At 67.8% G+C, this 12,235-nt stretch carries 15 protein-coding genes; 5 read left to right on the forward strand and 10 right to left on the reverse strand.

Annotated elements, in window-relative coordinates:
• Positions 1-66: 66 nt before the first annotated feature.
• On the reverse strand, positions 67-879 hold the full coding sequence (locus DQG15_RS13720; RefSeq protein ID WP_232830853.1) for a uroporphyrinogen-III synthase: 813 nt from the start codon (positions 877-879) through the stop codon (positions 67-69).
• Here DQG15_RS13720 and tsaD point away from each other — a divergent pair.
• The 3 genes from tsaD to DQG15_RS13735 all read left to right on the forward strand — a co-directional run bounded on the left by tsaD (position 860) and on the right by DQG15_RS13735 (position 2,700).
• Complete coding sequence (gene tsaD / locus DQG15_RS13725; RefSeq protein WP_370454190.1) at positions 860-1,945, forward strand: tRNA (adenosine(37)-N6)-threonylcarbamoyltransferase complex transferase subunit TsaD; 1,086 nt, start codon at positions 860-862, stop codon at positions 1,943-1,945. The genes DQG15_RS13720 and tsaD overlap by 20 nt on opposite strands.
• A 69-nt stretch (positions 1,946-2,014) precedes the next feature.
• Positions 2,015-2,287 carry a YciI family protein gene (locus DQG15_RS13730; protein ID WP_116086088.1) on the forward strand — a complete coding sequence of 91 codons (273 nt, stop codon included), beginning with the start codon at positions 2,015-2,017 and terminating at the stop codon, positions 2,285-2,287.
• Positions 2,287-2,700 carry an EVE domain-containing protein gene (locus tag DQG15_RS13735; protein ID WP_116086090.1) on the forward strand — a complete coding sequence of 138 codons (414 nt, stop codon included), beginning with the start codon at positions 2,287-2,289 and terminating at the stop codon, positions 2,698-2,700. Before DQG15_RS13730 ends, DQG15_RS13735 begins: the two co-directional genes overlap by 1 nt.
• Positions 2,701-2,715: 15 nt before the next feature.
• Here the strand turns inward: DQG15_RS13735 and hemE are convergent, their stop codons facing one another.
• Positions 2,716-3,747 (reverse strand): uroporphyrinogen decarboxylase, encoded by a 1,032-nt coding sequence (gene hemE / locus DQG15_RS13740; protein WP_116086092.1) that lies wholly within the window; start codon positions 3,745-3,747, stop codon positions 2,716-2,718.
• Positions 3,748-3,841: 94 nt separating this feature from the next.
• On the opposite strand from hemE, the gene hemC reads away from it, so the two are divergent.
• Complete coding sequence (gene hemC / locus DQG15_RS13745) at positions 3,842-4,783, forward strand: hydroxymethylbilane synthase (protein ID WP_116086094.1); 942 nt, start codon at positions 3,842-3,844, stop codon at positions 4,781-4,783.
• A 7-nt stretch (positions 4,784-4,790) separates the two neighbouring features.
• Here hemC and DQG15_RS13750 read toward each other — a convergent pair whose 3' ends face one another.
• On the reverse strand, positions 4,791-5,618 hold the full coding sequence (locus tag DQG15_RS13750) for a DUF6473 family protein (RefSeq protein ID WP_116086095.1): 828 nt from the start codon (positions 5,616-5,618) through the stop codon (positions 4,791-4,793).
• A gap of 166 nt (positions 5,619-5,784) precedes the next feature.
• On the opposite strand from DQG15_RS13750, the gene DQG15_RS13755 reads away from it, so the two are divergent.
• Positions 5,785-6,660, forward strand: a complete 876-nt coding sequence (locus DQG15_RS13755) for a 3-hydroxybutyryl-CoA dehydrogenase (RefSeq protein WP_116086097.1) — start codon at positions 5,785-5,787, stop codon at positions 6,658-6,660.
• A gap of 4 nt (positions 6,661-6,664) precedes the next feature.
• Here DQG15_RS13755 and DQG15_RS13760 read toward each other — a convergent pair whose 3' ends face one another.
• From DQG15_RS13760 to DQG15_RS13790, 7 genes are all read right to left on the reverse strand, one after another.
• On the reverse strand, positions 6,665-7,546 hold the full coding sequence (locus DQG15_RS13760; protein WP_116086099.1) for a lysophospholipid acyltransferase family protein: 882 nt from the start codon (positions 7,544-7,546) through the stop codon (positions 6,665-6,667).
• A gap of 62 nt (positions 7,547-7,608) precedes the next feature.
• On the reverse strand, positions 7,609-7,890 hold the full coding sequence (locus DQG15_RS13765; RefSeq protein ID WP_116086100.1) for an HPr family phosphocarrier protein: 282 nt from the start codon (positions 7,888-7,890) through the stop codon (positions 7,609-7,611).
• A 23-nt stretch (positions 7,891-7,913) separates the two neighbouring features.
• On the reverse strand, positions 7,914-8,306 hold the full coding sequence (locus DQG15_RS13770) for a PTS sugar transporter subunit IIA (RefSeq protein WP_116086102.1): 393 nt from the start codon (positions 8,304-8,306) through the stop codon (positions 7,914-7,916).
• The gene (gene rapZ, locus DQG15_RS13775) at positions 8,303-9,214 is read right to left on the reverse strand and encodes an RNase adapter RapZ (protein ID WP_232830854.1); all 912 of its coding nucleotides are present in this window, start codon (positions 9,212-9,214) and stop codon (positions 8,303-8,305) included. The genes DQG15_RS13770 and rapZ overlap by 4 nt, the downstream gene beginning before the upstream one ends.
• Positions 9,211-9,651 carry an HPr kinase/phosphorylase gene (locus DQG15_RS13780; protein ID WP_116086103.1) on the reverse strand — a complete coding sequence of 147 codons (441 nt, stop codon included), beginning with the start codon at positions 9,649-9,651 and terminating at the stop codon, positions 9,211-9,213. Before DQG15_RS13780 ends, rapZ begins: the two co-directional genes overlap by 4 nt.
• A 3-nt stretch (positions 9,652-9,654) precedes the next feature.
• Positions 9,655-11,334 carry a sensor histidine kinase gene (locus tag DQG15_RS13785; protein ID WP_232830855.1) on the reverse strand — a complete coding sequence of 560 codons (1,680 nt, stop codon included), beginning with the start codon at positions 11,332-11,334 and terminating at the stop codon, positions 9,655-9,657.
• Positions 11,335-11,399: 65 nt separating this feature from the next.
• Positions 11,400-12,104 (reverse strand): response regulator transcription factor, encoded by a 705-nt coding sequence (locus DQG15_RS13790; protein ID WP_116086107.1) that lies wholly within the window; start codon positions 12,102-12,104, stop codon positions 11,400-11,402.
• Positions 12,105-12,235: the final 131 nt, after the last annotated feature.

Consider the following 12,235-nt stretch of genomic DNA (forward strand, 5'->3'; position numbering starts at 1 on the left):
CACTGGTGTTCGGCACGGCAGAAATCTGCCGGGCCCGGATCAACTTAGCTTGGGGTCCATGGGCCCTCAAGGCGAGCATGCGGTATTAATCAACGCGCCGAGTGCCCGGGCGACCCCGTTCGCATCGGGTTTGGGCGCGATCCGAACGGCGGCCGGGGGCGGTCCGGCCCATGCCTCGGCGGCCGCGGCACTGATCGCGGCGAGATGGAGAGGCGCACTCGCATGCCTCGGAAAAAGGGCCGCGCTGCGGGGCGAAAAGACCGGAACGAGGACCGGATCACGTCCGCCGAGAAGCGCCTGTGCCGCAGTTCCGATGGGCCGCGGCACCTGATCGTAGACGCAAACCGGATCGCAGCGCCATCCCGCCGCCGTTAGCCGCTCCGCCACGCGTCCACGCCTGTGCCGCCCGCCGACATGAACGAGGCGCCCCGCTTCGGGGGCCGCCGTCATCGTCGCCACGAGCTCCTCGGCGTCCCGCGCCACGAGCCGGACCGTGAACCCCGCCGCTTCGGCCGCCTGCGCCGTTGCGGGCCCGACGCACCATGCCGGCAGCCCCGCCCCCGGCAGACCAAGCGCCTCGACCGCGTTCACCGACGTGAAAACAATGCCGCTCGCATCCTTCAGCACGTCCCGCGGCACCGGCAGGCGCACGATCTCCATAAGGGGCGCGATCAGGACCGGCAGACCTCCGAGCGCAGGCCAGCCGCGCAGCATCGCGGCGAACCGCTCGGAGGCGGCGCGCGGGCGTGTGAGCAGAAGCGTGGTGCGGGAAAGGGACAAAGGCGGTTGGATCAGGTTCACAAGGGGGGCGGGTCGGTCTATCTGCGGGCCATCCTGCCCCGGAGCCGCCGCGATGACCATGCGCGATCCCTTCCTCATGCTCGGCATCGAATCGAGCTGCGACGACACGGCCGCCGCGGTGGTCCGAAGCGACGGCGAGATCCTGTCATCCGAGGTGACGGGGCAGGCCGCGCTCCATGCCGCCTATGGTGGCGTCGTGCCAGAGCTTGCCGCCCGCGCCCATGCCGAAAGGCTCGATATCGCGGTCGAGACGGCGCTTGCCGCGGCCCGGACCCGCCTTGCGGAGCTGTCCGGCATTGCGGTCACCGCCGGACCGGGATTGATCGGCGGCGTGCTCTCCGGTGTCATGTGCGCGAAGGGGATCGCGTTCGGCACCGGGCTGCCGCTTGTCGGGGTGAACCATCTCGCCGGGCATGCCCTCACCCCGCGACTGACGGACAATCTGCCCTATCCCTACCTCATGCTGCTCGTCTCCGGCGGGCATTGCCAGTTCCTGATCGTGCGCGGTCCGGACGACTTTCGCCGTCTCGGCGGCACCATCGACGACGCGCCGGGAGAGGCATTCGACAAATGTGCGCGGCTTCTCGCCCTGCCGCAGCCCGGCGGTCCGCACGTGGAGCGCGTCGCGGCTGGCGGTGATCCGGGAGCGATCCGTTTTCCACGCCCGCTTCTCGACCGTCCGGGCTGCGACATGAGTTTCTCGGGGCTGAAAACCGCTCTCCTCCGCGCGCGCGACGCCGATGTGGCGGAGCATGGCGGGTTGCCCGAACGCCGCCGCGCGGATCTTTGCGCGTCGTTCCAGGCCGCCGTCGCGGATGTCCTTGCCGAGAAGTCCCGCCGGGCCCTCGCGGTCTACATGGAGGAGGCGCCCGGGACCCCGTCCTTCGCCGTGGCCGGCGGCGTTGCGGCAAACGGGGTGATCAGGGCGCGGCTCGAAACCGTCGCGGCAGGTGCCGGCGCGCGCTTCGTCGCCCCGCCCTTGGCGCTCTGCACCGACAATGCCGCGATGATCGCATGGGCCGGGATCGAGCGAATGCGCGCTGGCCACCGGGACGGGATGGACCTCGGAGCCCGTCCCCGATGGCCCCTCGACACATCGAGCCCGGCGCTGATCGGCGGTGGGCGAAAGGGCGCCAAGGCCTGATCGCGGGTTGCGCCCCCTCCGACCAGGCGCCAGATTGCGCCGCTGACACGAACATCCCGGGAGGCCGCCATGCGCGTTGCCCTGATCTGCAAAGACAAGCCGAACAAGCTCCAGGTGCGCAAGGACACACGCGCCGCCCATCTCGCCTATATCGAGGCGACCGGCATGGTCGAGATGGCCGGGCCGCTCCTCGACGACAGCGGAGAGATGGCAGGCTCGCTCATCGTTCTCGATGCGCCGGACCTCGAGACCGCGCAGTCCTGGGCGAAGGACGACCCCTACAACAAGGCCGGTCTGTTCGCCGACATCGCCGTGTCGGAATGGAACAAGGTGATCGGCTAATGGCGTACTGGCTCTTCAAGTCCGAACCGAACGTCTGGTCCTGGGAGGACCAGGTCGCCAAGGGCGCCGAGGGGGAAGAGTGGGATGGCGTGCGCAACTACCAGGCGCGCAACAACATGCGGCAGATGAAGGTCGGTGATCTCGGCTTCTTCTACCACTCCCAGACGACACGGGAGATCGTCGGCATCGTCGAGGTCTGCGCCGAGGCCCACCCCGACAGCACCACCGAAGACGCGCGCTGGGAATGCGTCGACATCCGCGCGGTGGAGCCCGTTCCCACCCCCGTCTCGCTCGACATGTGCAAGGCCGATCCGCGCCTGTCGGAGATGGTGCTCGTCAACAATTCCCGCCTCTCCGTCCAGCCCGTGACCCCTGAGGAATGGGACATCGTCAAGGAGCTGGGCGGCTTCTGACCGGCGCGCGGGGCGTCAGGCGCCCCGCACCGCCTCGATCATGCGGTGGACATTGTCCGGATCGGCATCGGGCGTGATCCCGTGACCGAGGTTGAAGATGTGGGGGCCGTTCGAGAAGGCGTCCACGATGGCGCGGGTCTCCCGCACAAGATCCTCGCCGCCCGTGACCATGTGCCGCGAGGCGAGATTGCCCTGCACGCAACCATCGGTCTGGACGTGCGACGCTGCCCAGGAGAGGTCAGTTCCCTCGTCGAGGGCGACGCAATCGGCGCCGGTCGCCTTCGCGAACCCCTCGAAGCGGGCGCCCGCGCCGCGCGGGAAGGCGATGACCGGTACGTCGGGGTGACGCGCCTTCAGGGCGGCGATGATCTCCGCAGCGGGGCGGACGGCGTAGCGCTCGAAGTCTTCCCCCTCCAGCGATCCCGCCCAGGAATCGAACAGCTTCAGGACTTCCGCCCCCGCATCGACCTGCGCGGACAGGTACTCGATGGTCGCCGCCGTGATCTTCGACAGGAGCGCCTCGAAAACAGGGCGGTTCTCCCCCTTCAGCGCATGGGCCGGCCCCTGATCGGGCGTGCCGCGCCCGGCGATCATGTAGGTCGCGACGGTCCAGGGCGCGCCGGCGAAGCCGATCAGCGTCGTCTCCTTCGGCAGCTCTCCCTTGAGGATGCGCAGCGTCTGGTAGATCGGGGACAGCGTCTCGTGCACGTCCTTCGGATCGCCCAGCCGGGCCATGTCGGCCTCCGAGGTGATGGTGGACAGGCGAGGCCCCTCACCGGTCACGAACCACAGATCCGCGCCCAGTGCCTGCGGCACGAGGAGGATGTCGGCGAACAGGATCGCGGCGTCGAAGCCGTAGCGGCGGATCGGCTGAAGCGTGACCTCAGCGGCGAGCTCCGGGTTGTAGCACAGCGACAGGAAGTCCCCCGCCTTCGCCCGCGTCGCACGGTATTCGGGCAGGTAGCGCCCCGCCTGCCGCATCATCCAGATCGGCGGCACCGGAAGCGTTTCCCCCGCCAGCGCTCTAAGGATCGTCTTGTCAGCCATCGCGCCCTCCATTGCGACCGGAGGCCTCGCCGCCGGCGCGCCCGGTGTCAAGGCGGCTTGCCCGTGCGCGGCACGTTCCGTATCGAGTGGCCCCATGACACTCTCTCCCGACCGCCCGCTCCGCATCGGCACCCGCGGCTCCCCGCTCGCCCTCGCCCAGGCCTACGAGACCCGGGATCGGCTGATGGCGGCGCACGACCTGCCGGAGACCGCCTTCGCCATCGTGCCCATCCGCACCACCGGCGACCGCGTCATCGACCGGCCGCTGAAGGAGATCGGCGGGAAAGGCCTCTTTACCCGCGAGATCGAGCAGCAGCTCCTGACCGGTGGCATCGATATCGCTGTCCATTCGATGAAGGACATGCCCTCCGAACAACCCGCCGGCCTCGTCCTCGATACCTACCTGCCGCGCGAGGACCCGCGGGACGCTTTCGTCACGCTCACGGGCTCCGCCTTCGACGATCTGCCGCAGGGCAGCGTCGTCGGGACATCCTCCCTGAGGCGGCGGGCCCAGGTACTCAACAAGCGGCCGGACCTCACCGTGGTCGAATTTCGCGGCAACGTTCAGACGCGACTGAAGAAGCTGGAGGACGGGGTGGCGGGCGCGACCTTCCTCGCCTGCGCCGGCCTCTCGCGTCTCGGCATGGGGGACGAGGTGCCGAGGCAGCCCGTCCCGGTCCGCTCGATGCTGCCTGCCGTGGCGCAGGGCGCCATCGGGATCGAGCGGCGGATCGGCGACGAGGACATCGCCCGGCTTCTCGCCGCGATCCATCACGAGGAAACCGGCCTTCTCCTTGCAGCCGAGCGCGCCTTCCTCGCCACGCTCGACGGGTCCTGCGAGACACCCATCGCCGGCCTCGCGGAATTCGAGGACGGCGCCCTCCGTCTGACCGGTGAAGTGCTGCGCCCGGATGGCTCCGAGGCCATCGGAGAGACCCAGGTCGCGCCGGTCGAAGACGGCGCGGAGCTCGGCCGGGCGATGGCGCTGAGGCTTCTCGAACAGGCCGGCCCCGGCTTCTTCGACTGGCGGACCTGACCGCCGCCTAGAGCCATCCCGACAGGGCCGGCTCGAGAGCGTCCGCGACCTCGGCATGGGCGCGCAGGTTCGGCACCGCCTGCGCCGCGGGCTTCTCCATCAGCGAATGGAGCATCCCCCGCGTCCCGGCCGCGCGGGCGTGGGGTGAGATCACCACCTCGACATAGGCATCCACGGATGGCTTCAGCACGTCGATCATGCCCCGGTCCACGATCTGCGGCGCGCGCTTCCCGGCAATGTGCGCCCCGATGGGCGGAGGGGCAACCTCGCCGATCCAGAGCAGGATCTTCGGCGCGGCGATCGCATCGAAGATCCGCTTCATCCGCGCGACCCATGCGCATCTGAGCTCTTCCTCGAGTTCCGCCACCCGCTCCGGCGCGACCTCTCGCAGCCGCCGCATCAGGTGGCCGACGAAGGCGATCTCGGTGAAGTCGAACTCCGGGAAGCTCCTCCTCAGCCTGGGCGACGCCATGATGAACCGGTCGTTCCGCCGGGGATGGACCGAATAGAGACGATTGGAGACGTAGGGCGCCCCGGTGATCTGGATCACGCAGGCCGCCCCGTCGCTGGCGCGGGTGAGAAGTTCCTCGTCCAGCCCGTGGGCATCCGCACCCGCATTGTTCGCGGCCATGTTGATCATCGTCGCCCCGAGCCGCTCCTCCAGAAGCGCGGGATAGGGCCGTTCGACGAACTTGCCGAACGTCTCCGTCCCGCCGAGGAAGGTGACGTAATCGCCCTTGAAGCGGCGCATGGGGCCGCGGCACATCAGTTTCGATCGCCCGTACCGACACAGACCGTAGTCCAGTCGGATCGGACCCGGACGCACAAACGTCATGGATCTCATCCCTTCGCATTGTTTCGACTCACCCGCGCCCAACTTGCGCCGGGGGAATTGACAAACGGCTAAGGTGACAATGCGAGGGAAACCGGCCCGTTTGGGCGGGTTGAGCTGAGGGCCGCGGACGCTACACTCTGCAGCGCAGCAACGGAGCGTCAGGACCATGGATATCACGCGTGTGGGGATCGTCGGAGCGGGCCAGATGGGCAGCGGCATCGCCCATGTCTTCGCGCTCGCCGGATACGACATCCTTCTGAACGACATCGACCGGACCGCGCTGGACAAGGCGTTGGAGACCGTCACGAAGAACCTCGACCGTCAGGTCTCCAAGGAGAAGATCAGCGAGGAGGAACGGGACGAAGCCCTCGGCCGCATCGCCACCACGCTCCAGCTGTCCGACCTCGGCGGCACGGATCTCGTGATCGAGGCGGCGACGGAGCGGGAGGCGGTGAAGGTCGCGATCTTCGAGGAGCTCGTCCCGCACCTGAAGCCCGAGACGATCCTGACCTCCAACACCTCGTCGATCTCCATCACGCGCCTCGCAAGCCGCACGGACCGGCCGGAGAAATTCATGGGATTCCACTTCATGAACCCCGTCCCGGTAATGCAGCTGGTCGAGCTCATCCGCGGCATCGCGACCGACGAAGCGACCTACGAGACGCTCCTGGGGGTGGTCGAGAGCCTTGGGAAGACGGCCGCGAGTTCGGAGGATTTCCCCGCCTTCATCGTGAACCGCATCCTGATGCCGATGATCAACGAGGCGGTGTACACGCTCTACGAGGGCGTCGGCTCCGTCTCCTCCATCGACAGCGCGATGCGGCTTGGCACCAACCATCCAATGGGGCCGCTGGAGCTGGCGGATTTCATCGGGCTCGACACGTGCCTCGCGATCATGAACGTGCTGCACGACGGGCTGGCGGACACGAAGTATCGCCCCTGCCCGCTCCTGACGAAATACGTCGAAGCCGGCTGGCTCGGCCGGAAGACGGATCGGGGCTTCTACGACTATCGCGGCGAAACGCCGGTACCGACCCGCTGATCGGTCAGCGGCGCGCCGGGCCGAGGGACAGCGTTGTCTCGCGAAGCCAGCGCATGAAGTCCCGCGGCTTTCCGGCGTAGCCCTCGATCACGTCCCGCCCGATGACCTCGCCCACGACGGGGGCCTGCGGGCGATTGAGGGCGTGCTTCACCTCGTAGAGCAGCAGGCCCTGCCGAAGCGTTGCGCTCACGCGGTTGGCCATCTGGTACCAGCGGCTGTTCCGCCCCGGAAAGAAGATCGGCAGGACCTGCGCCCGGCTGCGCTGGATCATCTTCGCGGTGAAGGGATTCCAGTCCGCCTCGACGGCCGGGCCGAACATCGACCGGCTCGCGGCCACGACGCCCGAGGGAAAGAGCACAACGACGCCGCCATCGGCGAGATGCGCCATCGCACGGGCACGCATCTCGAGGTTCTGCTTCAGCGCGTCGCTTTCATGCGCGAAGGGGACAGGGATCATGAACTGATCGATTTCGCCGACGCCGGTCAGAAGGGACCGGGTCAGGATCTTGTAGTCGGTGCGCCGCCGCCCGATGAGATCCGCCAGCACCATGCCGTCCACCAAACCGTGCGGGTGGTTCGCAACGATGACGAGGGGGCCGTCCTTCGGGATGCGGGCGATCTGCTCCGCCGGGGTCGCGAGGTCGATCCCCATCACGTCGAGCGCCTGCCGCCAGAAGGCCTGCCCGTGGGGGACGCCCATCGCCTCGAACTTGCGGATGAGATGAAGCAGATGGAGCTTGCCCGTCAGAGCTTCCATCGTCTGGATCGACAGGCGCTGCCAGCGATTGTCAAAGGTCGAGGCGTAGGACAGACGGCGACGGTCATACGGCTGCTCGCCGAGATCGGTTCCGTCGCCCTGACCGTGCAGGGCCCGGGATCCATGCATCAGGATCGGTGGAGAAGTCGTCGGGCTGTCAACCAAAGCGTCGGGCCTTTCTTGCGGGGCGCTTACATGTCCTCGCCGAACCTGTCCTCGACCAGCGCGGCGAGCGCCTGCATCAGCGCTTCGGCCTCGGGGCCGCTGGTCTCTACATCAATAGAGGTTCCCCTCGAAGCTGCCAACATCAAAAGGCCCATGATGCTGTCGCCCGAGGCGGACATGCCGTCGCGGCTGACCTCGGCACGCGCGTCGAACCGCTCCACCGTCTCCACGAACTTTGCCGAGGCCCTGGCGTGCAGGCCCTTCTCGTTCACGATTGCCAGCTCGCGTCGCACGGTGCCGCTTGTCATCGCCTCTCCTCCTCCCGCCCGCGTCAGCCGGGCGCTCCGTCGAAGCTGTCGATATACTTGCGACCGGCGTTCAGGGCCACCGTCACGGCATCGGCGACGGGCATGTGTCGCGATTTGGCCAGCTTTATCAGCATCGGGAGGTTCGCGCCGAAGAGGATCCGGCGGTTCTGCGGGGCGCAGGCCCGCAGGGAGAGGTTGGACGGCGAGCCGCCGAACATGTCCGTCACGACGACCACGCCCGAGCCGTCGTCCACCGCGTCCGCCGCGTCGCAGATCTCGCCCTGCTTCTCGCTGCGATCGTGATCCGCCGCGATGGAGATCGCACGGATACCGTCCTGCCGGCCGACGACATGTTCCACTGCCGCGAGATACTCGCGGGCCAGCCCGCCATGGGCCACGATCACGATGCCGATCACGCCGTTGTCCCCGTGAGGGCGCGGCCCTGTCCGCCGGCCCGCCGTTCGATTTCCCTGTGACGAGTTGACACCTGCCATCCGCCGGCTGCAAGCGCCTTGGACACCGCCTCCACCATCGCGACGGAGCGGTGTTGCCCTCCGGTGCACCCGAATCCGATCCCGACATGGGCGCGTCCCTCCTCCGCCTGCGCCGGCAGGACGAGGTTCAGCAGTCCGAGAATCTGGTCGAGATACGGGCCATGCCGCGGATCGGAGGCGACATGTGCGGCAACCTCGGGCGACCGCCCGTCCAGCGGGCGCAATTCCTCGACCCAGTGCGGATTGGCCAGGAAACGGCAATCGAACGCGAAATCGAGCCCGCCCGGTATGCCCTGCCGATAGGAGAAGCTCTCAACGGACACGGACAGCCGCGTCTGTGCCGGGCCCGAGCGGAACCGCCGCTCCATTTCGGCACGCAGATCGTGCTGGGTCATCTCGGAGGTATCGATCACCATGTCCGCGCCGTCCCGTACGGGCGCCAGCAGCTCCATTTCGCGCAGGACGCCCGCCTCCGCCGTCTCGGCGCCGATCGGATGGCGACGACGGGTCTCGGAGTAGCGCCGCACGAGGATGTCGGTGCGGCTGTCGAGGTAGACGATGACCGTGTCCGGCCCCCGCGCCGCCAGAAGCGCCTCGGGAGAAAAGTCGCGGTTGCGCGTGCCGACCCCGATGACGACGCGCCGGTCTTCGGCGGTCGACTCGGCAAGCGTCCCGAGCAGCGAGAGCGGAAGATTGTCGATGGGTTCGAACCCGATATCCTCGAGTGCCCGGAGGGCAACGGTCCGCCCCGCACCGGAGACGCCCGTCACGATGAGGAAGCGGGGGACTTCGGGGCTGGACCGCACAGCGTCTGGCCTGGGATCGTTCACGCGGGCTTTCCGGCTAGCAGGTGATGAAGCGTCACGCAAAAATGTGACGATACCTCACCGCTATACAAGGTGACTGTAAGGCCAAGTAACTCGAATGTGCGGGGGTCGGGGTGCCGCGCGCCATGACCTTTCGTCAACTCGACCGCAAGGACGATCTCGGCCTGTGGGACATGGGGGATGTCGATGATCCCGACACCCCGTGCCTCGATCTTGCCGACAAGCTCCGGCCGCGGGCAGGAGGCGATGAGCACCTGATCGCGGCGCCGAACATGGACCATATCGTCGGAGACGAGCCGCCCCCCGAGAGCGGCCAGCCGGAGCGCGAGGCTGGACTTGCCGGAGCCGGACGGCCCCATCAGAAGCGCGGCGCGTCCATCTCGCGCGATGGCGGTGGCCCTGATCGTAGTGGTCGCGCCCTGGTCCCCCGCCTCCGTCATCGCTCAGATCGGCAGGCCGACGACGAAGCGCGCGCCGAGCGGGTCGGACGTGAGGTCCGCGTCGGTCGGGCGGATGTTCTCGGCCCAGATCACGCCGCCATGCGATTCGACGATCTGCTTGGAGATCGCGAGGCCGAGGCCGGAATGGTCCCCGAACTGCCCCGGCGGACGCTCCGAGTAGAAGCGGTTGAAGACCTTGGTGAGCGCCTGCTCGGGGATGCCTGGCCCGGTATCCTCGACAACAACGAGCACCCGGTTCTCCCGCCGCCTGACCCAGACGCGCACCGCGTCCCCCTCCTCGCAGAAGGAAATCGCGTTCGTGATGAGGTTGACGAAGACCTGCGCCAGCCGTGCTTCCAGCCCCATCGTCTCGACGCGGCCCGGCGGCAGGTCGGTGATGAACTCGACGCCCCGCTCCCGCGCCTGTTCGCCGAGGTAGTCGGTCAGGTTGCGGACCATCTTGATCAGATCGAAGCTCTCCTCCTCCTCCTTCACGAGCTCGCTGTCGAGCCGCGAGGCGTTGGAGATGTCGGACACGAGCCGGTCGAGGCGGCGCACGTCGTGGTCGATCACGTCGAGGAGCCGGTCCCGCTGATCCTCCCGCTTGGCGACGCGCAGCGTGACGACGGCGGAGCGGAGCGAGGCGAGCGGGTTCTTGATCTCGTGCGCCACGTCCGCGGCGAACTGTTCGTTGGCGTCGATCCGGTCGTAGAGCGCGGCGACCATGCCACGAAGCGCGCCCGAAAGCCGGCCGATCTCGTCCGGGCGCCCGGTCAGGTCCGGGATGCGCACGCGGCCGGGATTGAGCTTGCGCGAGTGGCGGTCCCGGCCGATCTCCGCCGCCGCGGCAAGGTCCGACAGCGGGTTGGCGATGGTGGACGCCAGAAGAAGGCTGAGCCCGAGAGAGACGAAGACCGCGATGAAGAAGATCTGAAGCGCCTCCTCGCGCTCGCTGCGCGCCAGCGAATCGAGGTCCGCCGCTGCATTGGTCAGACCGATGACACCGACGGTGCGGTCGCCTTGCATGATCGGAACGGCCACGGCGAAGATGGTCCCCTGCGGGCCGGCCGCCTCGATAGGAACCGACGCGGTGCCGTCCACTGCTCCCGGAACGAGCTGGCGGACGAGCGCCTCGGCGGCCTCCCCCGGACCGGGCTCGCCGCCGGGCGTGAAGATCCGGGCGAAGAGGCCCCAGACCGAGTTCAGCGCATCGGTCAGGACCGTATCGCTCCCGCCCGCTTCGGCCAGCGCGGGCCCTTCGGCCTCGGCGACGATGGTGCCGGCGGCGTCGAAGACGAAGGCCTGCGCCCCCTCCGCGAGATCTATAGCGCCAAGGGTGGCGCCTGCGTCGATCCCGTCACCGGTCGCGAGACTGACGGGCATGCCGCCCGGGAGCTGGACCTCGAAGGCATTGGCAATGAGCGCCGCCTCGCGTGCGAGCGCGTCCCCGCGTTGCAGCGCGAGGGGCTGGCGGAACGGGTCCAGCCAGAAGATGCCGCCGATGAGGATCAGCAGGGCGATGAGGTTGAAGGTGATGATCTTCCGGGCGAGCGGAGAGCGGTTCACCCTGAGCGGACTGCGCTCCGCGCGGCTGGCAGCGAGGCCGGCATCACCGCCGCCGGGGCTGACATATTCCTCGCCGAGGACCACGTCGCCGTCATATCCAGGTTTGGTATCGCGCAAGCGACAGGCCCTCCAAGGCCAGAACGGGACCGCCCCCGCCCGAAAGACACCCTCAGGAGAGCGTCCTATTCCTCGTTGTAGCGGTAACCGATTCCGTAGAGCGTCTCGATCGCGAGGAAGTCCTCGTCCACCGTGCGCATCTTCTTGCGCAGGCGCTTGATGTGGCTGTCGATGGTCCGGTCGTCGACATAGACCTGATCGTCATACGCGACGTCCATGAGCTGATCCCGGCTCTTCACGAAGCCCGGCCGCTGGGCCAGCGCCTGGAGCAGCAGGAACTCCGTCACCGTCAGCGTCACGTCCCGGCCCTTCCACTGGACCGAGTGACGCAAGGGATCCATGCGCAGGTGGCCGCGCTCCAGAACCTGGGACGTTTCGGGCTCGACGCCGGCGACATCGCCCGCCAGCGCGTCCTGACGGCGCAAGAGGGCGCGGATCCGCTCCACGAGAAGGCGCTGGCTGAAGGGTTTCTTGACGTAGTCGTCCGCCCCCATCCGCAGCCCGAGAACCTCGTCTATCTCGTCGTCCTTCGAGGTGAGGAAGATCACCGGCATCTGCGTCTTCTGGCGCAGGCGCTGCAGCAGATCCATCCCGTCCATCCGAGGCATCTTGATGTCGAGCACGGCCATGTCCGGAAGCTTCCGGTTGAAGGCGTCGAGCGCGGATTGCCCGTCATTGTAGGTCTCGACCTCGAAGCCCTCGGCCTCGAGCGTCATGGACACCGACGTCAGAATGTTCCTGTCATCGTCGACAAGCGCGATGCGTGACATGCACTCAAGCCCCTATACTACCCGTTATCGTTCTTTTCAGCCAACCTCCCGATTTCCGCGCGAGCGATCAACTCGGAAAGCCGATTCAGTGAGCAATCGCGCCAAGAATGAGGCGAAAAACACAAAGGAAT

Origin of the sequence: Tropicimonas sp. IMCC34011, from assembly GCF_003390865.1 — a bacterium.
Classification (GTDB): Bacteria; Pseudomonadota; Alphaproteobacteria; order Rhodobacterales; family Rhodobacteraceae; genus Tropicimonas_B.